Source organism: Algoriphagus locisalis (assembly GCF_900116615.1).
Lineage (GTDB): Bacteria > Bacteroidota > Bacteroidia > Cytophagales > Cyclobacteriaceae > Algoriphagus > Algoriphagus locisalis.
Map to the genome: position 1 here is coordinate 207,056 of NZ_FPBF01000004.1, position 22,247 is coordinate 229,302.

The window sequence follows — 22,247 nt, forward strand, 5'->3', positions numbered from 1 at the left end:
TACCTAATCTTTAAACACAAAACACAAAAGCCATGAACGAACAAAATTTTGATTACCTCAAAAACCAGGTCAAGTACAGCGGATTCGGAGATTCTCTGGAAGCGCCCCTAAAGGAACTGATCCAAAAAGGAGAACCTGATTTCTCGCTCAAGCATCAGGCTGATTTCGGAGGCGATACGGTCAATGCCAATCTCCACTTCAGAAAATCGGCCATGACAGATATGTATTTCTTCAACAAATACGATCTGAGCCTTACCAAATCAGGACAGGACGAACCTGCCATCAACCAGACCTTTTACATCGGAAAGGACAACAACATCACCCTGAAAGAAGGCTATAATCTATTGGACGGACGTGCTGTCAACAAAGACCTGGTAAACAAGGAGCAGGAAAAGTACAATGCCTGGATGCAGCTGGACTTTAAGGAAACCGATAATCAGGGAAACTTTAAGCTCAAGCAGTTTCATGAGAATTACGGATTTGACCTGCAAAAGGCGTTGGAAAAACATCCGATCAAGGAGCTCAATAATCCAGAGGATTTATCCAGATTGCAGGATTCACTTAAAAAAGGAAACCGACAATCCGTCACCTTTCAACTGGAAGGTGGAGAACAGAAACGGTTTATTGAAACAAGCCCCCAGTTTAAGAACCTCAATGTGTATGACTCCAACCAGATGAGGACTTCAGAATCACAGAAGGAAACCGCCTCAGAATCAAAATCAAAAACCCAGAAAAAGGATGTAGCTGAGGAGTCGGAAGATTTACCCTCGAAGAAGACAAGAAAAAGGAAAAGAGCAGGAATAGCCAGTTGATTTACCCCAGAATGGAGCAGATAAAAAAAGCACTGGAAAACTTTATGACCGGGATTGATAAAGATCCAAGGATCAGTCTTTCCCATATCGGACTGTTCTCCGTGCTGCTCCATATAAGGGAAGAATTTGACGGCAAAGAACCCTTTCCTGTCAAGCGGGACGAGTTGATGAAATCAGCCAAAATATCCAGCACTGCCACTTACTTTAAGATCATCCGACAACTCCATGAATACGGCTACATCCACTACCTACCTACATTCAACCGGATGAGCCAAAGCAAGGTAAGCTTATCCTCCAAAGATGAAACTGTCCAAAATTAAATCTAGACAACCTGAAATCAGAAAACCATGGAAACCATCACCAAAGAAGATCTGGAAACACTACGCTTTCAGCTGTTTGCCGACCTGAAAGAACTGTTGGAAAAACAGGATGAACCCAAGACAGACAGCAAAGAATGGCTAAGAAGCAGGGATGTCAAAAAAATGCTGAGCATCTCCGATGCAGCATTGCAGAACTTACGCATCCGAGGAGTAGTGCATCCTGTCAAAATCTCTGGACTTTACTACTACAAAACAGAAGAACTCAAATCACTTTTCAAACAATAAAACTGCGACCTATGACAGCTCTCAAAATGGAACATTTGGTGGAAAGAATCGTCAAGGAAAAAGGACTGCAGCCAAGCCGGACGGCTGTATTCCTAGCGATGCTCCAACTCTGGAAAGAACAGAAACGTTGTAACCCCTTTCAAATATCTCGCAGAAAGATCATGAAACTCTCAGGCATAAAAAGTATCGTCACGTATCATAGCTGCATTTGTGAATTAAAAGACCTGGGTATTGTGGAATACCTGCCGTCTTATCACCCGAAACTGGGGAGTGAGGTGAGGCTAAAATCAAAGTAACCATTTAAGCTATTTCAATTGAAATTACCTTAAAGTAATAAAGACCGACTTATCCCTCCTTGAATTTTAAACTTTCTATGAGGTCTGTAAAATATTGCGGACTCCAGATTGATAATGATGAATCATCTTGGATAAATCGGATTACATCCTCCCTAATACTATTAAAGTCTACACTTTGTATTTTTTCTCTTATAAGTTCTAAAACCTGCGCTTTCGTAATTGATTTTTCCTGCCAATCACCCGTGTCTAAAGTCCTAAGTAGAAAATGGGAAAGATCTAAAGGAACTCCTTTTTTAATATACCATTCCAGATCATACCAATCCCTCCCCTTCACTCTTTTTTGCCACTTCCTGAAAAGCAATGCATGCATTTTGCCTGCAAATAAACTTGGAGGCGTAAAACATTTAACATAGAAAGAAAATGGGCGCAACAGCAATTTCTCCTCAGTTTCAAAACCTAAAGGTGGAAGTCTGTCAACTTCCAATTTAATCTTTATACTAGGCATCAATTTAACACCTGATTGGGGGATGATACCTTCCAATATCAACTCTTTCCAAACAGTTGCAGATTTGAGAAAAGCGGAATCTATACTTGACTCTTTCTGCTTTTTCTTTTCAGCAATTGTGACCTTCATCCCAAGAGCGTCAAATTCCGTGATAATAGCTTCAAAGTAAATATCCAGTGAAAATTCAGGATCAACTTCCAATAGTGAAAAGTCAAGATCTTCAGAAAATCTCTCCAGTCCATAAAAAATCCGTAATGCCGTTCCTCCATAAAATGCGGCTTTCTCAAAAAAACCCGCACGCTGCAGTCCTGCCAAAGCTACCTCCTGCATGATTTCACGTAAAGCTGAGAATGCCTCATCCTGTGATTTGGGATCATATTCGGCTAGCCACTCCTTTATCATAAATTTCGGATTGTTTTGATGAGCATAAGTAGGCTGTTCTGCTTTGGAGCATCTGAAGACCAGGTTTCGATCATTTCTAGGTTCAAACCTCCAATTAAGTCTTCGTCAATCCTCATGTCCTCTATTAAAAATTTCATTACCTGTTTGATACTTCTCAAATTCAGTCTGCTTGTCATAACAATTTTGTCACAAATAGCCTTTTCAGGTGAAGCAATCATCACTGCCTGCTTAGAAGAAACATCAACCGTTCTGATACCAAAAGAATAATACGGTAATGAAGCATGTTTAAAACTAAATCTCCCAAGCTCAGTCTTGAATATCTTAGAAGGTTTAACTGTGACTGAAGTAGTTTCAAAAACCCGTTCAGGTATAAATCCCCAGTAAGAAAGAGCTGATTCCATAGAGACATAACTTGGCCCCCATAGGTGATTTGCAACAAGAAGGGATTCAGGCAACAACAGTTTACTTTTTGGTCCCGGAACATACAAGCCATTTTTCAAACCTATCAGCCATCCTGCCTTTATTAATTCAGAAATTTTATCATTCGGTCGCTTATATTTCTTCAATAGAGACAAAATAACCTGCCTCGTTAGTGGTTCTTCTTGGTACTCATATAAAAGATCTTTAAACTCCATGATGTCACAACATAGCACAATAATCGGAAATTTTCCGATTATTTATCAAATATTTGACAATAATTGAAAACATCATTCAAAATCAGACTTGCACGTCTACGTGGGAAGCGTCCACCAACGGGCCGAAAGGACCGGTATAATCTGAAAGACTATTTATAGCATAAAAGGTTCAACAAGCGTAGGAATTGGATAGCATTTAAATGTCCTCAAAGTCTTTGGACTTGAAAAGAATATCCTGAAATTGGCTAAAGATGATAAGATGGGAAGAAAGCCACAAGATGCCGGATTGGTAATAAAAAACATGCCTCCTAAAAAGTAATAATTGAAGCAACAAGATCAACAAGCCCTGGCTTTTTCTCAGTCACATGAGTGAGATTTATAAATCTGCCAAACCTAAAATTGTCAAAATTCCAGACTATAATCGGAAAAATTCCGATTCCCTCCCCGTTAATTAACAACATTGTGATATACTTTTCATTTGGATTACCATAAATTCCATAAAGCGTAATAGGAAGGAATTAAAACTATCCATACAGATAGGATATTCTCTAGTGAATTTTATAAATTTACCCATGGAATAAAGTTCATTCAAATAATAGAAGTAGTACAGGTTCTAAAAAGGAAGATTTCACACAACTAACTGTAAATCAATTATTTAAAAACCTAGCGTAAATCGTGTAGTTCTTAAAAATTTACAATTATAAAGGACTGAAAACCAGACATATAAGACCTAGGTTCACTTCCCTCTTCCTCTGCACTACAAAACCCTAACTTCAGAAAGTTGGGGTTTTTCTTTTTACCCTATTCTGTAATCTTTCTAAAATATCTCAAGAGGGTTTAGTTATAACTACTCTTTAAGCTAACTGCATCCCTGTTTAACAAAATTTGTTCTGAATGAATAAGAAATACGTTATTCTAGTACACGAATAATTAAATGAAAAACCATTCGCTGCACTTGCCTAGGCTCTTTTATTGCAATTATTAAAAAATGTTAGGTTGGCATGGTAATGCCAACTTTGGCAAAGTAAACCAAACCACTAAACATCAATAGATTACCGTATATACCCAAGAAGCTTTGATCTTAAAAAGGATAGCATAGATCAATTTACATCCGCTAAAAAAAGCAGGGATTTCAGCCAGAAAAGAATTCATTTTGCTTAATATTGAAATTAAATTACTCTTCAATTAACACCATGGGAAAAATCATTGCCATAGCCAACCAGAAAGGCGGAGTAGGCAAAACTACCACAGCGATGAACCTGGCGGCTAGTTTGGCTGTCTTGGAATTTAAGACCCTGGTGATTGACGCTGACCCTCAGGCCAATACTACCTCTGGGCTGGGTCATGATCCCAAATCAATCAACACCAGTATTTACGAATGCATGGTGGATGGAATTGATGTAAAAGAGATAATCCATAAGACAGAACTCGAACACCTTGATCTAGTACCTTCTCACATAGACCTTGTTGGCGCGGAGGTTGAGATGATTAATTTGGATAATCGGGAGGAGAAGATGAAGGAAGTCATTCAAGATCTGAAAGAACTCTATGATTTCATCATCATCGATTGTTCCCCGTCCTTAGGTTTAATTACCATCAACGCCCTGACAGCGGCCAATTCTGTGATAATTCCTGTTCAATGCGAATATTTTGCACTGGAGGGTCTGGGTAAATTGTTGAACACAATTAAAATCATTCAGACAAGACTGAATCCAGATCTGGAAATCGAAGGCATTCTACTCACCATGTACGATGTCAGACTTCGCCTGTCAAATCAAGTAGTAGAGGAGGTTAGATTGCATTTCAAAAACATGGTTTTTGAAACGATCATCCCTCGAAATGTAAGACTCAGCGAAGCACCAAGCTTTGGTTTACCTGCTATTTCCTTTGATGCAGATGGAAAAGGTGCAGTTGCCTATTTGAATCTGGCTGGTGAGATAGTGCAGAAAAATGATGTACAAAAAGTGACCAAATAACTATGTCAGATCAAAAACCTAATCGAAAAAAAAGTGTCTTGGGAAGAGGTCTTGGTGCCTTACTGGAAGATAGTCCAGCCAAGCACAAGTCTGAGGAGATTTTGCCTGAGGTAGTGAAAACAGGCATTTTTGAAATTCCTCTTGATCAAATCCAAGTCAATCCTTTTCAGCCGAGAGTTCATTTTGATACCGCTGCACTTGCTGAACTTGCAGAATCCATCAAGGTTCAAGGCATCATCCAGCCTATCACCGTCCGCAGACTCGATACTGATGAGTACCAATTGATCTCTGGGGAGCGTAGATTTCAGGCTTCAAAAATTGCCGGATTAACTCAAATTCCTGCTTACGTCCGTACCGCCAATGACCAGCAAATGCTGGAAATGGCTCTTATCGAAAACATTCAGCGTGAAAATCTAAACGCCTTGGAAATCGCTCAGTCTTACCAGAGACTACTTGCAGAATGTGATCTAAAGCAGGAGGAATTGGGTGATAGAGTCGGGAAAAACAGAACAACTGTCAATAATTATTTGCGACTGCTAAAACTTCCACCAACTATACAGGCTGCAATCCGAGACCAGCAATTGTCCATGGGACATGCACGCGCCTTGATCAACATTGAAGATGTGGATAAGCAGTTAGCTATTTTCAAAAAAGCTGTTGAGGAAGAGTTGAGCGTAAGAAAAGTAGAGGCATTGGTCAAAGCTTTGAATGAAGGAAAGCCAGAAAAACCTGCAAATAAAGAACTGGATCCTGTACGTAAATACGAGATCAATAAACTTCAACAGCGATTGGCCTCCCATTTTGGGACTAAGGTAGCTTTGAAGTCAAACCCCAAAAATAAGGGGGAAATAAAAATCCCTTTTAATTCTGCCTCTGATCTAAACCGAATTCTGGAAATCCTAGAAATCATCTAACATTGAAGTTCCTCTTTTATCATAGACTATTTCAAAGTAAAACCCCACTCATTTTAGTGGGATTTTTGCTTTTTTGTTTTAGTCTAAGTTCGGTATCATTTGCTCAGGAAATAGAAGTCGAGGCAACTGAGCAGCCAAGGTCCTCTAAACCAGAACCTGATTATTCCCTGCTTCCGAAAAACCCTAAAAAAGCAACCATCCTTTCTGCTATTTTACCAGGTGCTGGACAGGTATATAATGGGAAATCGTGGAAGGTCCCTCTTATTTATGGAGGACTAATCACAGATATTTACTTCATTAATTTCAACAACAGGAGATATCAGATCTTTAAGCAGGCTCTTTCTGATTTTGATGATGAGCTCCCAACTGATTTCCCAAGCTTAAACCGTGATGGATTAGTTCGAAATGTAAACTATTGGAGAAAAAACCGTGATCTTTGCTACCTCCTACTGGTGGGAATTTACGCACTAAATTTAATTGATGCGAATGTAGATGCTCACCTATCAGGCTTTGATGTATCGGACGACATCGCATTGAAATTCGAGCCTCACTATGAGCGGTTTTCTTCAAATAATAATTCGGTGGGGCTTTCTGTAAAACTCAACTTTTAAACATGAATATTTTACTCCTAGGTTACGGAAAAATGGGACAACTGATAGGTCAGTTGTCAGAAGACCGTGGCCATAGTATTGCTGGAAAAATCAACATAGACAACCGAGAGGATTTGGATTCTCTCGATGTCGCCAATATCGATGTAGCTATTGAATTCAGCCAGCCGGAAGCTGCTGTAGAAAACATCAAATGGGCGGTTGATAAAGGTATCCCAATTGTCTCAGGAACCACCGGATGGCTAGATCAAAAGCCTGAAATCGAGCAATTAACGCTGGCTAAAAACGGGGCATTTTTCTACGCCTCTAATTACAGCATCGGTGTCAATATCTTTTTTAAAGTAAATGAATTTCTAGCCAAACTGATGAATGAAACTTCAGGCTATAAAAGCTCCGTGGAAGAGATTCATCACACCGCAAAAAAAGACGCACCATCTGGCACAGCCATCACGCTGGCCGAAGGCATAATCAATAACATAACCGACCTGAATTCCTGGAACCTGTCCGAAGGTGTGAGCGATATTGAACATTCGCTTCCGATTACATCCAAGCGCATTGATCCAGCTCCGGGGACGCATATTATCCGCTATTCGTCAGAAATCGACGATATTGAAATCACTCACACCGCACACAGCAGGCAAGGATTCGCCCTTGGCGCAATTTTAGTGTCTGAGTGGATTCAGGGAAAGAAAGGCGTGCTTTCCATGGATGATTTTCTATCTTTCTGAACTTAAAAACCAAACATGAGTAAGTCAACTAAAAAAAAATCAGCTGCCAGAGAATGGGGTGATGCTTTGATTTTTGCCGTAGTAGCAGCCAGTTTAATCCGCTGGTTACTATTAGAACCATTTACGATCCCGACCGCATCGATGGAAAAGTCATTGCTGGTCGGAGATTTCCTTTTCGTCAGTAAGATGCACTATGGGACGAGATTCCCGATAACTCCACTGCAAGTGCCTTTGACCCATCAGAAAGTCTGGGGAACAGAAATCCCTTCTTATTCTGACGCCATCCAGATCCCTTATTTCAGACTTCCTGGCTTCTCAGATGTAGAGAGAAATGATGTCGTAGTCTTCAATTACCCAGTGGAATTCCAATATCCTACAGACCTTAAGACCAATTACATCAAAAGAGCCGTGGGGATTTCTGGAGATGTAGTCCAGATTAAAAGCGGAGATCTTTTTGTCAACGACCAACCAGCCGAGATACCTCAGGAAATGCAATATTCTTATGATGTCACTACTAATAGAGCCCTTACGGAAGATTTTCTCAAAGATTATGACGTCAACCCAGATAGTTATATGATCCTTAAGGATGGTCTATACATCGTTTTTGCCACGGATGAAGTGATCAAAAGACTGGAATCATCCCCTGTAGTAACTTCTGTAACTAAACGAATCATGAACACCGGTGGAGAATCTGAGATTACTTTTCTCGATGGGGCTAAACTAGGATGGAATCGTGATAACTACGGACCACTACAAGTCCCTCAAGAAGGATGGACTATCGAGATGAACAGTGACAATGTGATGAGGTATGCTTTTACAATCGAAAAATATGAAGGGCTCGAAAATGTAGAAGCCAAGGACGGTCAACTCTTCATAGATGGCCAGAAAGTGGACAGCTACACCTTCAAGCAGAATTATTACTTTATGATGGGTGATAACCGTCACGATTCATTGGATTCTCGCTATTGGGGTTTTGTACCAGAAGATCATATCGTAGGCAAAGCTTGGTTCCTGTGGCTTTCTCTGGACAAGCATGAATCCATGTTCAGTAAGATTCGATGGAGCAGAATATTTAACGGAATAAATTAAGCTAAGAGCCCTGGGAAAAACTTCAGGGCTTTTTCATTTACCACTCTATCGGTTTTTTGCCTTGTGCAACTAAGTACTCATTCGCTTTTGAAAAGTGCTTACACCCAAAGAAACCTCTATAGGAGGAAAGTGGGCTTGGATGTGGCGCTTTTAAAATCAGATGCTTTTTAGAATCAATTAATGCTGATTTTTTTTGGGCATAAGCACCCCAAAGCAGGAAAACAATATGTTCACGTCTTTCACTGATTGTGCGGATCACCTCATCTGTGAATTCCTCCCAGCCTTTTTTCTGATGAGAACCAGCCTGATGAGCCCTCACCGTCAGGGTAGCATTTAAGAGAAAAACGCCTTGATCTGCCCATCGGGTCAAATCACCATCTGTAGGCATAGGCTTACCCAGATCAGTTTCTATCTCCTTAAATATATTAAGCAGACTAGGAGGAAAAGGCACCCGGGGTTTAACAGAAAAAGATAAACCATGCGCTTGACCAGGACCATGGTAGGGATCCTGTCCCAGAATCACCACTTTGACCTCATCTATTGGACAATGATCAAATGCATTGAAAATTTCTTTTCCAGGCGGGAAAACCTTAGTGCTACCATACTCGTCTCTCACAAAGGCAACTAGATCTTTAAAAAACTGTTGCTCAAATGTGGTATGCAAAGCTTCGCTCCAACTTGCCTCTATCTTTACTTGCATAGGTATTTATTGATATTGCTACTATAAATCATATCTTTACAAACTTTTAAATGCTTTAATTCATGGTAATAGCAGTTACATCTGGGATTCAGGTAAGTGTGGAAGTCACTTACCAATCAGAATTTTCGAGCCCCCATCAGCACCATTTTGTATTTACTTACAAAGTAACTATCGAAAACAAGAGCAGCCAAACCGTTCAGCTATTACGCAGAAGATGGGAAATTTTTGATGCTGCAGAAACAAAAAAAATCGTTGAAGGTGATGGTGTAGTCGGTCAGCAGCCAATTTTGGAACCCGGAGAATCTCACAGCTATGTATCAGGTTGTAATTTAAAGTCCGGCTTAGGAAAAATGACCGGAGTTTACAGCATGGAAAAACTTTTTGACGGGACGAAATTCGATGTGGTAATTCCAGAATTTCAAATGATCGCCAGTTATTTCCAAAATTAGTTTGCTAAATAAAGTTTACCCCCTTCTGTCCTACTTCGGCTATTGGCTGAAGAAAGAAGATCACTATTCACTTCAGTCTCCATTACTCTATAACACCCACCGGGATCTTTCCAGTTTTATTCATTCCAGACAAGAGCAAGATCTGGATATAGAAGCATACAGAGAAAGGCTTCTTTCTTCTAAAGAACTAATAGAAGTGAAGGATTTTGGAGCTGGATCAAAACGCGTAAATACCAGCCGGAGAAAAGTTGCTGATATTACCAAATTCAGCACCAGCAGCCGAAAATTCGCACAACTTTATCAATTTTTCACCTCACTTACGCCTGCAGAAACAGTACTAGAACTAGGAACCTGCATGGGAATAAGTAGCAGATATCTATCAAAAGTCACCAAAGGCCGACTATTTACTTTCGAAGGGTCAGAAGAAATAGCCCGAATAGCCCAGCCATCAAAAGGCTTTTCTAACCTGGAAATCATCTTGGGAGAACTAAACAAAACGCTTCCTGAAACCCTTGGAAAAATAGAGAAAATAGACTTCGTATTAATCGATGCTACCCATACCTACGAAGGAACTATTCAGTATTTTGATCAGATCTTAACAAAGATTCACTCCAAATCCATCGTGGCCATCGGAGACATTCATTGGTCAAAGGAAATGGAAAAAGCTTGGAAAGAAATCAACCAAAGACAAGAAGTACGGCTAAGTCTGGACTTCTATGAGTGTGGAATTGTGTTCTTTGAATACCCAGGAGCAAAAACAGCATACGTCCTAGACTTTTGAATTTTCCCAAATCATAAAAACTTCAGAGCCCATTCGCTCAGGAATGGAGTTAAAACATGGTGCTAGGGTTTTTACTTCAAAATATCCTTCAAATAGAAGTTGATATTCCTCCTTTTTGCCTCCAAATGGTGGCCCTTCAAAGTCAAACTCCCGATCAAACCACACCCCCACCAATTTACCTTTTGGCTTTAGCAACTCCCTCATTTTAATAGCATAATCACTTCTCAAAGAAGGTTCAAGGGCACAAAAGAATGTTTGCTCCAACATCAAATCATAGGAACCTTGATGCTCAAAGAAGTCCTGATAGTGAATTTGATCCTTTGGAAACTCGGGGTCTATGGATCTAAACTGTACCAAAGCTTCTTTGGAAAAATCCAGAATATGGAAATTATTAAAGCCCAATTGCCTTGCATAAGCTACTTCATATCCCGATCCAGCCCCTGGAACCAAGACTTGAAGTGCCTTATTTTCAATTTGGTCTAAATATTGCACCAAGGGTGGAGAGGCAAAGCCTATATCCCAACCGGTTTTGCCTGAATTGTATCTTTCAGTCCAATAATCTTTATCTAAAAAAGCCATTCTAACGTCCTATTCTAATGAATACTGAATTTGAAAAAAATACACCCGAAAAGAAAGATCAGGGTAAAAACATTATCATTATCGTATTGGTCCTCTTGGTGATAATAAGTGGAATCAAGCTATATACTGATTACATAGATAGAACGAAAAAGACAGAAGAAATCTTATTACTTTCTACAGAAAATAATGAATTGAACAAGCGTCTGGATTCTGTCACCTACCAATTAGATCTTAGAATTCAGGAGATTGAAAAACTCGGAGGCGACGTGCAGGCATTGGAAAAAGTCCGTGATCAATTGATTGCCGAAAGAAATACCTCAAGACAAAGAAGTTCTTCAGAAATTGTGGCATTGAACGAAAAAATCAAAAGCTACAATTCGATGATCGTGGAGAAAGATCAGGAAATCTTAGAATTACGGGCTTTGAATCAGCAGCTATTCACCGAAAATCAAGATTTAAAAACAACTCAGGCAGAGATTGAAGAAGAAGTGGCTCAACTTAATATCCAGAAAGAGGATCTTCAGGCCAAAGTCAACGTTGCATCGATGCTTAAGGCTGAGAACATTGAAATTGCGGCGGTGAATTCCAGAGGAAAAGAGCGGGTAGAAACCACCAAAGATTTTAAAAACCGCCAGATCGAACGTATCAAAGTGAGCTTTAATCTTGCAGATAATAAGGTTGCCGAAAAAGGCCCAAGAAATATTTACGTGCAGGTTTTAGCACCAAATGAGCAGCCAATATTTGATGTAGCTAAAGGGTCTGGAACCTTTATGATGGACGGAGCCGAGAAGTTTTATACAGTGAAGCAAGATGTGATATTTGACAATACAGAACAGGAACTGACATTTTTCTATGAAAAAGGATCAGACTATGCCTCAGGCACACATCAAGTCAAAATATTCGTCGATAATTATGAGGTCGGCTCCAAGACTTTCACAGTGAAATAATCAAAGCCTCCTTCGGGAGGTTTTTTTGGCACCACTTCACTTTTGGTTTTGCTATTTGTTTGGAATACAGCGAGATTTCTCCTACTTTTGCATCCTGTTTATTAAATTCCTTAAACACATTAAAAAAATGTTCCAAAGAAATTACGAGACGGTATTCATTTTAACTCCCGTTTTATCTGATGTTCAGATGAAGGATACTGTCGACAAGTTTGTGAACTTGTTAAAAGAACTGGGGGCAGACGTTATTAATGTGGAAAATTGGGGTCTTAAAAAAATGGCTTATACCATTGAGAAAAAGACTACAGGTTTCTACGTTATGGTTGAATTCAAGGCCGATCCTACGCTCATTCGCAAATTCGAAGTAGAATTTAGAAGAGATGAGAAAGTGATGAGATTCTTGACTACTGTTTTGGATAAGCATTCAATTGTTTATGCCGAAAGAAGAAGAAAAGGAGAGTTTAACAAAAAAGTTGAAGCTAAGGAGGAAGCCACCAAATGACACTAGTAAACGAGCCAATCAATAGAGGCGAAATCAGAAAAAAGTATTGCCGATTCAAGAAGCACGGCATCAAGTACATTGACTACAAGGATCCTAATTTCTTGTTGAAGTTTGTCAATGAGCAAGGTAAAATTCTTCCAAGAAGACTTACTGGTAACTCTGCGAAATTCCAGAGAAAAGTAGCTCAGGCTATCAAAAAAGCAAGACATTTGGCGTTGTTGCCATTCGTAACCGATGGGTTGAAATAATTCGGTCTTGTATCGTCCAATCACAAAAGATCATTACAAATGGAAATCATACTAAAAACAGACATCAAAGGTCTTGGCTATAAGAATGACTTGGTAGCTGTAAAGCCAGGGTACGGAAGAAACTACCTGATTCCTCAGGGTTTCGCAGTACTTGCAACTGGTTCTAACAAGAAAATTCTTGCTGAGAATATCAAGCAAGCTGCTCACAAAGCAGAAAAGATTAAAACTGAAGCTCAGAACATCGCTGAAAAACTTGAAGCTCTTACACTAGAGATCAAAGCGAAAATCGGTGAGTCAGGTAAAATCTTCGGTAAGGTAACTACACTTCAGATTGCCGACGCATTGGCAGCTCAAGGCATCGACATCGACAGAAAGAAAATCTCTATCAATACACCAGTTGACGGTGCTGGAGAATTCGCCGCAGAAGTTGACCTTCACAGAGAAGTGAAAACTAACGTTAAATTCAACGTATCGGGAGAATAAGCACTCCCTGCTTTGATAAAAATAAAAACCCCGATAATTCGGGGTTTTTTTATGCTTAATTCAATGCTTTTTCTAGGCTTTCCACCAGTTTCTTAGAAACTGCCTTGCTATTTTTCTCTCTAGCTTCTTTGAATACTTCAAGAGCCGCCTGACCTTTTTCGATCACACCCACAGGGTTCTGATCATTCTGGAAGCTCACCCAACACCAAGACAGCTCCGCCGCCAATGTATCTGATTTCAACTTTGTTAACTTCTGTACCACTTCAGGCACTGTTTTTTCTAATTTCTCAACTTGCATAGCGAATGATGGTTAAACGTTTTTCAATAGTTCGACAAAAATGAATAATCATTTTCAATATCACAACATAACCCCTTCATTATTAACAATTTCACAATCAAATGGCATGGAGCTTTAAATTATCGAAATAAGAAATTCATATTCTGTTTATTTAAGAAAGGAGTCTCACCAAATTAAAAGACCCTTATTTTCAGGTGATTAAAAGACAATTAGCCCAAATACTTAAAAATGTTTCAAAGCGAGTTTGGAAAAAAAGAAGCAAGACTTTACCTTTGTGACACTTTAAGAGAGACCCAAAAGGAATCTCATCCAAAACTGGTCTATGGTGTAACTGGCAACACGTCTGATTTTGGTTCAGAAGAGTCCAGGTTCGAGCCCTGGTAGACCAACAGAAGTTAAAAAAACCGCTGAAATTCAGCGGTTTTTTTTGTGCTTTCTATCTAATAATCGAATATCATACACTCTGGCGACTAGCTTCTAAAGCCTCAATTAACTGCGTTATATCTTCAAATGTATTGAACACATTAATAGATACACGGAGATTTCCTCCTCGATTGGAAACTGATATTTTATTTTTATGAAGATTCTCTTTCAATAGCTCAGCATCAAACTCCACAGGAAGTCTGAGCCCAATAATATGACGCGAAGCGTATTGTTCATCTTCAAGAACAACCCCTCTGTTTTGTAAATAATTATGAAGCGGTACTGTGAGGTCTTTGCAGTACTTCTCGATTTCTTTGACCGTCCACTCATTTATCTGCTTCAGCGATTCGTTCAGCATAGGTAAAAGAATAAAATTACTCATCTCACCTACGTTATATCTGCCAGAATCCTCGGTGTACTCATGGTCGTATATTGTCAAATTCCCAAAATCCTGAGAGTTGGTACGATTCAGCCAAGACTCTTCCAATGGTACTCCTCCATCGAATGCATGTCCGAAATAAGAAATCCCCATTCCGTAAGGCCCGAAGAGCCATTTGTAACTTGCGCAGATCAACGCATCAATCTTAAAGCGTTTCACATCCATCTCTGCAGCGCCAGTGGATTGAGTACCATCAACGATAAATATCGCCCCCACCGTCTTGCATTTTTGCCCGATGCTCTCTAGATCGAATTTCAATCCATTCATCCAATGCACGGATGACATCAGAACCACAGCCGTCTCTGAAGTAATACTATCCAGTATTTTCCTATTCCAGCTTTCGCCTGGAGTGAGCGAATCCTTATCCGGGCCAATTACTCTTAACTGAGCCTGATTTCTATCACACCAGGTTTTGAGAGAAAAATATCCACTCGGAAATTCATCTTCCAACACGATCGCATGCTGCCCTGGCTCACAAGAAATATTACCAAGGGCTGTTGCAAAACCATAAGAAGTAGATGGAATCAATGCAATCTGTAAGGGATCGCAATTCACTAAATCCGCAAACCTTCCTTTAACCTCTTTCGCTCCATTGAAAAAATCCTCAGGTTTTATACTGCTGGGATTTCTTTCTCTTATCAAAGCTTGGATTGCGGCTTCCTCAGCTGCCTTCATCAGCGGGCCTTTGTAACCACAGTTGAGGTAGTGAATATCCGGATCAAGGCTAAAAAGGTGTTTCTGAGAATCCATAGGAGTTGAATTATTTCATTTAACTAATACTGTCTAGTCATACCAAACTATCACTCTAACACACGTAATCTATAAGCGTTCATTGCATACTTCCCAAGATGCTCTGTCAGTCGATAATTTGCTATCGCCCCCACTCCGGCCCCTACAATTGGAATCAATTGTGCTAGCTTGGCCAAGTCGATGTAATCTCTGTAATCCAGTTGAAAAGTCTTCCAATCAAACTCCTTTAGATCCTTCGGTAATGTTTCCCTATACTCCTCCCAATTTTCTATCAAACCTACCAAGTCATTCCTTCTTTGCTGTGAAGAAAAACTTAGCTGAAAAACATACAGGAGAAATAGTCTCTCATGGAAATCTTTGGTATCAAAACCATACAGCGCTGCGATATCGAACAGCATCTTCATTTTGATCGTGAGGAAAGCGGGAAAATCCGCAAAGCCCAGCAAGATACCTCCAGCACCAGTGACAGCTCCTTCAACTGAGGCTGTATTTCTATACCATTTGATCCGGCTTCTCACCTTAAATTCCCGCTGTTTAAACGTTAAGCTTTCGTGAGGCCTCGGCACAATCCAGCTAGAACCAGTGATGACTGCTTTGACCATGTTTTCTATAGCCATGGTGATTGCTTTGTGAATCTTTTCTGGAATCCAGCTATTGATTTTATTCTGAACCCCATGGGTGAAACGCCCGCCCAAACTGGGCTTTTTCTTTAGTTGATGTTGCCAAAGTGCAAGCTCAGCATGGGCATAATGTAAGTAGGAGTCCATTAAATCAATTAGTTTATTTTAGTATAAAACGGATTTCTGAGGAATAGTTACTAAGATTAAATACTGCACTGATTCAGTCATCAAATCCAGGACGAATAAAGACATTGTAATTCGGAACCAAAGCTATAAGTTGATTCCTTGACTTTTCCAAAAGAACCAAATGCATTAAAATTGAATCCTGCTCATCTTCAATTAGATCTAGTAATTGCTTCCATGCATTCATACTTCGCTCGATCGCGATCATAGCAACTTTTGCAGAACCGTTATAGCTTTTTTCAGACTCAGGATAGCCTTCCCAAAAATCACCTGAAAGATCGTTTAGAACTCTTTTGGATTTAACATGAATGAAGAATAAATACCACTGTATCACCTCAAGTGCATTCTCAATCTTAATTTTTTGAGTTTTACTATCAAACGGAGTGATCACCCCCAGTTGTTCCTGACGAACGAGCTCTTCTAAAAAATTCTTGATTCTGGATGAATCAAGCCAATCTTTTCCCTCAAACAAATACTTCTCAGTGATTGCACTTAGGGGATGTTCATCTAGTATTTTATCTTCTTGCACAGAAGTATCGGCCTTGCTTTCTTCGATTATTTGGCCGATATCGATACCGCGCTCCTCTGCCATTGTACGTAGCATTTCCAACGTCTCCTTAAAATTATCAGATACGGCATTCCAGAATTCTTCAGGAGATTTCACATCTCTTTTTTGCTCACGCTCAAAGACTCTACATCTAGCGGTAAAGGCGCATTTCTCACACCAGCGATCGCACCAATTGTGTATTCCTGAAATAAAAGTTGAGTCGTAGTCATTCATGAATAAAGGTGATATATGTGAATACATTTAAGTTAAAAAAGAAAAATGAAATAAAGTGGTCTATGGACGCAACTAATGACCGGGATAAAGATAAGCATCAACTGATTGTGCTCTTTGCGTCCTCTATGGTTAAAAAAACTCTAATCACAAAAAAAACCGTCTCTTTCAAGACGGTTTTCTATTCATCATCACAAGGAATTATTATTTATACAATCCATTAAACAACATTTTAAATGTGCCATGCGACTGAGCCCTGAAAGTAATCTCTGGTCCAAAAGCATAGAACTTCCCTTTGCCCATCTTGGCTTCAAATGCAGTCACACCATTTTTCAAATAGGACTGTCCCCAGGCCCAACCACTTCGAAGTGGCTCTTCTTCTCCAAACCAGGCAATAGGCTTGACACCTCGGTTTCCAGCAGAAGGAGCCAGCTTAAATACTGGACTTCTGTTGAACATGATATACGCCTCATCACCCATACCGTAATTTATCGGCACAGAATTATCTACGTGCATTTCCAGTACTGAGCCAGGCACATAGTATTTTTCCCCACTCAGCGACTTGGCCTTTCCATCTGTACCTATTTCCACCAAGGCATCTTCCACTGGCAACCCAAAGTGGAAGGCAAGCTCGGTAGCAGATCCCACAGAAATGATTTCACCGCCATTTTCAACAAACTTCTTAAGCTGCGGGATAGATTCATCAGCAGTGAAACTCCCTAGCATATGGTGGTACTTCTCATCAATTTCTTCTGGTTTTGGCTGGGAACGCGAATATCCTCTTGATCCAACTGAAGGAATCCCAGAACTGATGAACAATAACACATCATATTTATCATTCAAATCACCTGCATCTATCTCTTGCGGAAACACCAATTGGTACTCAAAGTGGAACTGCTCCATCATCCAGCGCACCCAACCAGAAGGCATAGATCCTCCATAGTAGTCATATAACCCTATTCTAGCTGGCTGAATTTGAGTAGCGCCCTTTGGCATAGATGCCGGAACCGGATAAACTCCATATTCTTTAGCCGCAACTTCCAATTCCTTTTTACCTCCGCTCACATAAAATGAACCTGTAGGTAATCCACCTACTGTTGCAGCAGTTCTGTAAACTTTCACTTTTGCTTTTAGCAAATCATTAACCGCCATGAAGCTGTTGTTATTTCTGACATCAAGTAAATACCCTGAGCCATTTGCTAGTGCTTTTGAAGGAGGAGATTGAATTTCCCCGTACGGGATTCGCTCAAACGGCCCATCAAATCCTTCATAGAAACGATCTACCTCAACACCCATTTGAAACGCCAATGTCCAACCAGCAGCATCATAAGGGCGAATTGGAGGCCCTCCTGGGTAGAGAAAATCATTTGGATGGTCTTGTGGCTCAAACATATCAAGGACGTGAGGACGGAATGCTTGGGCAGTTTTCACTATAAATGAGTTTTCAGGATAAGTTTTCCCATTTACATTAAATTCCTCAGTGGCTTTTTCAACCAAAATACCTGACTTAATCAGCGCATTCATAAACTTAACGGCAGTTGGAAAATCAGGCTGATCAGCTGAAAGTATATAGCCCCTAGGATCTCGATTACCAGGATCGGTATAGACTGAATCATAATACTGTGAAGGGATTCTAGATCTGGAAGAATTTTCGCCAGCATTTTTTTGGGATTCAGCAAATTCATCTTGCACAGCCTGAGCAAATTTCGGATACATAGTCCAGTTGTCCTGACTTCCCTTTTCAATGGACTTTCTTCCCATCAAATAGATATTGTACAACAGTTCATCTCCATGACGTACAGCATGATTGAAAATCGCGTAGTTCAAGGACACAGAATAATCGATTGATCTGCGGAAAGGCCAAACCTGAGGAGTCACTGGATAGGGGGTGCCATTATTTGGAATCAATCGATCGGGAACAAGCGGTATGGTGTACGGCGTAGGATTTCCGATGATTTCAGTCAGGATACCAATAATGTTGTGGTAATAAGGAGTTGTCCTTAAGCCACCATTCCACCAAGTAGAGAACACCGAGCCGTCCAACCTTGTGTAACCTGGCTTATCTTCCTGATGCATTCTATTGATCATAGCAGCGCCAACTGCATCGAGACTGGTGATGATGAGTGGATCAAAGACATGATTAAACGGGTCACGGTAAGGAGGTCCCGCCACAACTGCGCCTGCGGGAGCAGTCTGGTGATGATTATAGATAATCTGTGGAATCCACTCTACGTACTGCTGAAGCGACATATTAGCCGCCTCACTCATATTATTCATGTAGAAATCTCGGTTGTTGTCATGCCCCACGTATTTCTGATAGAGGATCGGAATATTTTGATCACGCTTCTCAGGATCATCATTTCTCATGTACCAATCAGACATGATTTCCATCCCGTCCGGATTTGCATGGACTAGAAGAATAATTACATCTTCAAGAATTTTTAGTGTCTCAGCATCATCTCTAGAAGCTAATTGATAGAGGGTTTCTATCAATTGATGGGGACCCACTACCTCATTGGCATGCAGTCCTCCGTCAATCCAGATTACTGGCTTCCCTTCTATAGAAAGCTTCTGAGCTTCTTCTTTGGAAATTTCTGCATGAGCGAGGGTCTGAGAGATTTCTTTGTATCGGTCAAGCTTCGCAAAATTAGAAGGTGCAGTCACGATCATCATAGGCTGGGATCTGCCGTATTCTGTTTTGCCGATTTCTACCATTTGAACACGATCACTGGCATCAGCTACTTTCTTGAAATAAGCCTCTGTCTGGGAGAAATTAGCAAGTTTATAATCATCTCCTATATCAAAGCCAAAGTGTGATTTGGGAGTTGGTACATTCTGTGCAAATACTCCTAAAGTGAAGGAAATAAGCAGAATAACTAGAGTAGTTTTTAATCTCATAAGCATATGGGTTGATAGATTACTGGTATTCAGCTTTCTAAAATAGTATGAAAAAAGAGGCGATCATTGATTGAAAGCCTCTTTTATCAGAATTTTACAGGACTGGGAAAATGGGTAAATAAGCTAAGTAGAAATACTAGATGAGTAGGCTACTTCAAACTTATTATTCAGGTTGATTTAATGCTAAGGTTCCATTACAGCAAAAATGTCCTAATCGGTGATCCCTTAATTTAAAAACTTATATGCCCAATATAAATTCCCGTAAAGTTATTGATGGTGCTAATAACCAAAATTATCTTCTGATTCAACTTCAAAGATCATAGCCTTCCATTCAAAAATCATTACTTTTGACCTTAAATCCATTCTACATCTTTCCCGAAAAAAACAACTAACCATGTCCGAGGTTAAAATCTTTTCAGGCACCAATAGCCAAACACTTGCACAAAAAGTCGCTAAAAACTATGGCAAAAAGCTAGGTGATCTTACACTTTCTAAATTCAGTGATGGCGAGTTATCGCCAAGCTTTGATGAATCTATCAGAGGGTGTACCGTCTTTTTGGTGCAAAGCACAACCCCGCCAAGTGACAACCTTTTGGAACTTTGCCTAATGATCGATGCTGCCAAAAGAGCCAGTGCATATAAAGTGTGTGCAGTAATTCCTTATTTCGGATATGCTAGACAAGACAGGAAAGATAGACCTCGTGTAAGTATTGCAGCTAAGGCAATTGCGAACATGATTACTTCAGCGGGAGCTGATCGAATCATGACTTGTGACCTACATGCCGGACAAATTCAAGGTTTTTTCGATATACCTTTGGATCATTTGAATGGATCAGCTATTTTTGTGCCCTATTTGAATTCGCTAAGGCTTCCGGATATGATTTTTGCATCACCAGATGTAGGAGGAGTAGCCAGAGCCAGGGCTTACGCCAAGCATTTTGAAGTAGAAATGGTGGTCTGTGATAAGCACAGAAAAAGAGCCAACGAGATCGCTTCTATGCAAGTAATCGGGGATGTAGAGGGAAAAGATGTTATTCTCGTGGACGATTTGGTAGATACTGCAGGGACTCTCTGCAAAGCTGCCGAAATGGTCATGGAGAAAGGAGCCAATTCAGTTAGAGCCATTGCAACGCATGGCGTACTTTCTGGAAAAGCCTATGAAAACATCGAAAACTCAGTTTTGGAAGAACTGGTCATCACTGATACAATCCATCCAAAGCAACAATCATCCAAAATCAAAGTATTGACAGTAGCAGATCTATTCGCAAAGGCAATTCACGCCGTGACTGGAAATACCTCTATCAGTTCTTTGTTCATCTAAGAACCAATTTAATACAAATACATAATGAAAAATCTAGAGATTATAGGGTTTAAAAGAGCAAATCTCGACGGCGCCAGTCTTTCTGAATTGAGAGAATCAGGTAATGTTCCCTGCGTGGTTTACGGACCTGGTATCAAAGAGCAGATTCACTTCTACTCTCCAATTATCCTCTTCAGAGACTTGATTTACACTCCTGAAGTTCACATGGTGGAGTTGAATATCGAAGGAACTATCATCAAAGCAGTATTGAAAGATGCTCAGTTTCACCCAGTAAGTGAGGCTCTTCTACACGCTGACTTTGTTGCTTATGCAGAAGATAAACCAATTAAGTTTGAGATCCCTGTGAAAGTATTTGGAAGCTCTCCAGGTCTTGCAAAAGGTGGTAAATTGGAATTGAAAACCAGAGTATTGAAAGTGAAAGGTCTTGCAAAAGATTTTCCAGACCTTATTCCGGTTGATATTTCTAATCTTGACTTGGGTAAATCTTTCAAAGTAGAAGATTTAAAAGTTGAAGGCTTCGAAATCCTTACAAGCCCTAACGTTTCTATCGTGACGATTGGTATTCCAAGAGCACTTAGAGGCAAGAAAGGCGGAGACGAATAGTCTGCCAATTGAAATTGACTTAAATCCTGCCCAAAACTGGGCGGGATTTTTTATTTTCAAGGCAATATTATTAGCGTAAAATGAAATACCTCATCATAGGCCTGGGAAACATTGGCCCGGAATACGAATTGACTCGACACAACATTGGGTTCTTGACGGTGGACAGGCTTGCTGACGCAAAAGACTGCTCTTGGAAAAGCGATAGACTTGCCTTCAAGACAGAATTCAAATTCAAGGGCAGAACAATTCATATGATCAAACCTACCACGTATATGAACCTAAGTGGTAAGGCAATGAATTTCTGGATGAAAGAACTTCAAGTCACCAAAGAAAACACCTTAGTGATCGTAGATGACGTAGCCATCCCGTTTGGTAAACTCCGCATGAAGCCAAAAGGCAGCGCAGCGGGTCATAATGGCCTGAAAAACATTGAGGAATTGACAGGTGGTCAAAACTATTCCAGACTAAGAATGGGGATAGGCGACAACTTCCCAAAAGGAAGACAGGTTGATTTTGTTTTGGGCAAATTCACGCAAGAGGAATTTGCTGAATTGCCCACTATAATGGACAAGGCCATCGACATGACCTTAAGTTTTTGCTCCATAGGAATAGAGCGAACCATGAATCAATTTAACGATTGAGCGAATTAGATTTGGAAATCCCCAAATCAAGCTCTTT

The 22,247-nt window shown here is 40.2% G+C and carries 26 protein-coding genes and 1 tRNA gene; 18 read left to right on the plus strand and 9 right to left on the minus strand.

What is annotated here, in order from left to right; translation table 11 throughout:
- Positions 1–32 precede the first annotated feature (32 nt).
- Genes BM386_RS13100 through BM386_RS13110 form a run of 3 tightly spaced genes read left to right on the plus strand, consistent with a single transcriptional unit; the run spans position 33 to position 1,417 of the window.
- Positions 33–812 carry a hypothetical protein gene (locus BM386_RS13100; protein WP_091694975.1) on the plus strand — a complete coding sequence of 260 codons (780 nt, stop codon included), beginning with the start codon at positions 33–35 and terminating at the stop codon, positions 810–812.
- 11 nt (positions 813–823) lie between these two features.
- Positions 824–1,132 carry a hypothetical protein gene (locus BM386_RS13105; RefSeq protein ID WP_091694978.1) on the plus strand — a complete coding sequence of 103 codons (309 nt, stop codon included), beginning with the start codon at positions 824–826 and terminating at the stop codon, positions 1,130–1,132.
- Between the two features lie 27 nt (positions 1,133–1,159).
- The gene (locus BM386_RS13110) at positions 1,160–1,417 is read left to right on the plus strand and encodes a MerR family transcriptional regulator (RefSeq protein ID WP_091694980.1); all 258 of its coding nucleotides are present in this window, start codon (positions 1,160–1,162) and stop codon (positions 1,415–1,417) included.
- Positions 1,418–1,762: 345 nt separating this feature from the next.
- On the opposite strand, the gene BM386_RS13120 is transcribed toward BM386_RS13110, so the two are convergent.
- Both BM386_RS13120 and BM386_RS13125 read right to left on the minus strand, forming a co-directional pair.
- Positions 1,763–2,620, minus strand: a complete 858-nt coding sequence (locus BM386_RS13120; RefSeq protein ID WP_091694985.1) for a nucleotidyl transferase AbiEii/AbiGii toxin family protein — start codon at positions 2,618–2,620, stop codon at positions 1,763–1,765.
- The gene (locus tag BM386_RS13125; RefSeq protein ID WP_091694987.1) at positions 2,617–3,255 is read right to left on the minus strand and encodes a type IV toxin-antitoxin system AbiEi family antitoxin domain-containing protein; all 639 of its coding nucleotides are present in this window, start codon (positions 3,253–3,255) and stop codon (positions 2,617–2,619) included. Before BM386_RS13125 ends, BM386_RS13120 begins: the two co-directional genes overlap by 4 nt.
- Positions 3,256–4,448: 1,193 nt before the next feature.
- On the opposite strand from BM386_RS13125, the gene BM386_RS13135 reads away from it, so the two are divergent.
- Genes BM386_RS13135 through lepB form a run of 5 tightly spaced genes read left to right on the plus strand, consistent with a single transcriptional unit; the run spans position 4,449 to position 8,570 of the window.
- Positions 4,449–5,231 (plus strand): ParA family protein, encoded by a 783-nt coding sequence (locus BM386_RS13135; RefSeq protein WP_091694991.1) that lies wholly within the window; start codon positions 4,449–4,451, stop codon positions 5,229–5,231.
- A 2-nt stretch (positions 5,232–5,233) separates the two neighbouring features.
- Positions 5,234–6,145, plus strand: a complete 912-nt coding sequence (locus BM386_RS13140) for a ParB/RepB/Spo0J family partition protein (protein WP_091694994.1) — start codon at positions 5,234–5,236, stop codon at positions 6,143–6,145.
- Positions 6,146–6,147: 2 nt separating this feature from the next.
- Complete coding sequence (locus BM386_RS13145) at positions 6,148–6,756, plus strand: DUF5683 domain-containing protein (RefSeq protein WP_244545522.1); 609 nt, start codon at positions 6,148–6,150, stop codon at positions 6,754–6,756.
- A gap of 2 nt (positions 6,757–6,758) precedes the next feature.
- The gene (gene dapB / locus BM386_RS13150; protein ID WP_091694999.1) at positions 6,759–7,481 is read left to right on the plus strand and encodes a 4-hydroxy-tetrahydrodipicolinate reductase; all 723 of its coding nucleotides are present in this window, start codon (positions 6,759–6,761) and stop codon (positions 7,479–7,481) included.
- A 15-nt stretch (positions 7,482–7,496) separates the two neighbouring features.
- Positions 7,497–8,570: a signal peptidase I gene (lepB, locus tag BM386_RS13155; RefSeq protein WP_091695002.1), complete on the plus strand. Its 1,074-nt coding sequence runs from the start codon at positions 7,497–7,499 to the stop codon at positions 8,568–8,570.
- Positions 8,571–8,607: 37 nt separating this feature from the next.
- Here the strand turns inward: lepB and ung are convergent, their stop codons facing one another.
- Entirely contained in the window at positions 8,608–9,270 is a 663-nt protein-coding gene (gene ung, locus BM386_RS13160; RefSeq protein ID WP_091695005.1) for a uracil-DNA glycosylase, read from the minus strand.
- 62 nt (positions 9,271–9,332) lie between these two features.
- Here ung and apaG point away from each other — a divergent pair, with 62 nt between their 5' ends.
- Together apaG and BM386_RS13170 are read left to right on the plus strand one after the other, a co-directional pair.
- A complete protein-coding gene (gene apaG / locus BM386_RS13165; RefSeq protein WP_091695007.1) occupies positions 9,333–9,719 on the plus strand; it encodes a Co2+/Mg2+ efflux protein ApaG in 387 nt (128 codons plus the stop codon).
- A 1-nt stretch (position 9,720) separates the two neighbouring features.
- The gene (locus BM386_RS13170; protein WP_091695010.1) at positions 9,721–10,500 is read left to right on the plus strand and encodes an O-methyltransferase; all 780 of its coding nucleotides are present in this window, start codon (positions 9,721–9,723) and stop codon (positions 10,498–10,500) included.
- On the opposite strand, the gene BM386_RS13175 is transcribed toward BM386_RS13170, so the two are convergent.
- Entirely contained in the window at positions 10,489–11,079 is a 591-nt protein-coding gene (locus BM386_RS13175) for a class I SAM-dependent methyltransferase (RefSeq protein WP_091695012.1), read from the minus strand. The genes BM386_RS13170 and BM386_RS13175 overlap by 12 nt on opposite strands.
- 17 nt (positions 11,080–11,096) lie before the next feature.
- Here BM386_RS13175 and BM386_RS13180 point away from each other — a divergent pair, with 17 nt between their 5' ends.
- From BM386_RS13180 to rplI, 4 genes are all read left to right on the plus strand, one after another.
- Positions 11,097–12,026, plus strand: a complete 930-nt coding sequence (locus tag BM386_RS13180) for a hypothetical protein (protein WP_091695015.1) — start codon at positions 11,097–11,099, stop codon at positions 12,024–12,026.
- 127 nt (positions 12,027–12,153) lie between these two features.
- Positions 12,154–12,525 carry a 30S ribosomal protein S6 gene (rpsF, locus tag BM386_RS13185; protein WP_091695017.1) on the plus strand — a complete coding sequence of 124 codons (372 nt, stop codon included), beginning with the start codon at positions 12,154–12,156 and terminating at the stop codon, positions 12,523–12,525.
- Entirely contained in the window at positions 12,522–12,773 is a 252-nt protein-coding gene (gene rpsR / locus BM386_RS13190) for a 30S ribosomal protein S18 (RefSeq protein ID WP_057937597.1), read from the plus strand. Before rpsF ends, rpsR begins: the two co-directional genes overlap by 4 nt.
- Before the next feature lie 39 nt (positions 12,774–12,812).
- A complete protein-coding gene (rplI, locus tag BM386_RS13195) occupies positions 12,813–13,256 on the plus strand; it encodes a 50S ribosomal protein L9 (protein WP_091695020.1) in 444 nt (147 codons plus the stop codon).
- Between the two features lie 55 nt (positions 13,257–13,311).
- Here the strand turns inward: rplI and BM386_RS13200 are convergent, their stop codons facing one another.
- Positions 13,312–13,554, minus strand: a complete 243-nt coding sequence (locus tag BM386_RS13200) for a hypothetical protein (RefSeq protein WP_091695023.1) — start codon at positions 13,552–13,554, stop codon at positions 13,312–13,314.
- A gap of 316 nt (positions 13,555–13,870) precedes the next feature.
- Between BM386_RS13200 and BM386_RS13205 the strand changes: the two genes are divergently transcribed.
- Positions 13,871–13,943 (plus strand) — tRNA-Gln (locus BM386_RS13205).
- 65 nt (positions 13,944–14,008) lie between these two features.
- Here BM386_RS13205 and BM386_RS13210 read toward each other — a convergent pair.
- The 4 genes from BM386_RS13210 to BM386_RS13225 form a co-directional block, all read right to left on the minus strand.
- Positions 14,009–15,166 (minus strand): aminotransferase class V-fold PLP-dependent enzyme, encoded by a 1,158-nt coding sequence (locus tag BM386_RS13210; RefSeq protein WP_091695025.1) that lies wholly within the window; start codon positions 15,164–15,166, stop codon positions 14,009–14,011.
- A gap of 50 nt (positions 15,167–15,216) precedes the next feature.
- The gene (locus BM386_RS13215) at positions 15,217–15,933 is read right to left on the minus strand and encodes an EcsC family protein (protein ID WP_091695028.1); all 717 of its coding nucleotides are present in this window, start codon (positions 15,931–15,933) and stop codon (positions 15,217–15,219) included.
- Between the two features lie 73 nt (positions 15,934–16,006).
- A complete protein-coding gene (locus BM386_RS13220) occupies positions 16,007–16,750 on the minus strand; it encodes a hypothetical protein (protein ID WP_139235912.1) in 744 nt (247 codons plus the stop codon).
- Positions 16,751–16,951: 201 nt separating this feature from the next.
- Positions 16,952–19,645, minus strand: coding sequence for a M14 family metallopeptidase (locus BM386_RS13225; RefSeq protein ID WP_244545523.1), 2,694 nt, complete (start codon positions 19,643–19,645; stop codon positions 16,952–16,954).
- 394 nt (positions 19,646–20,039) lie between these two features.
- Here BM386_RS13225 and BM386_RS13230 point away from each other — a divergent pair, with 394 nt between their 5' ends.
- The 3 genes from BM386_RS13230 (at position 20,040) to pth (ending at position 22,210) form a co-directional block, all read left to right on the plus strand.
- Positions 20,040–20,966 (plus strand): ribose-phosphate pyrophosphokinase, encoded by a 927-nt coding sequence (locus tag BM386_RS13230; RefSeq protein ID WP_091695037.1) that lies wholly within the window; start codon positions 20,040–20,042, stop codon positions 20,964–20,966.
- 24 nt (positions 20,967–20,990) lie between these two features.
- Positions 20,991–21,569: a 50S ribosomal protein L25 gene (locus tag BM386_RS13235; protein ID WP_091695040.1), complete on the plus strand. Its 579-nt coding sequence runs from the start codon at positions 20,991–20,993 to the stop codon at positions 21,567–21,569.
- An 80-nt stretch (positions 21,570–21,649) separates the two neighbouring features.
- A complete protein-coding gene (pth, locus tag BM386_RS13240) occupies positions 21,650–22,210 on the plus strand; it encodes an aminoacyl-tRNA hydrolase (RefSeq protein WP_091695043.1) in 561 nt (186 codons plus the stop codon).
- The last annotated feature ends 37 nt before the right edge of the window (positions 22,211–22,247 follow it).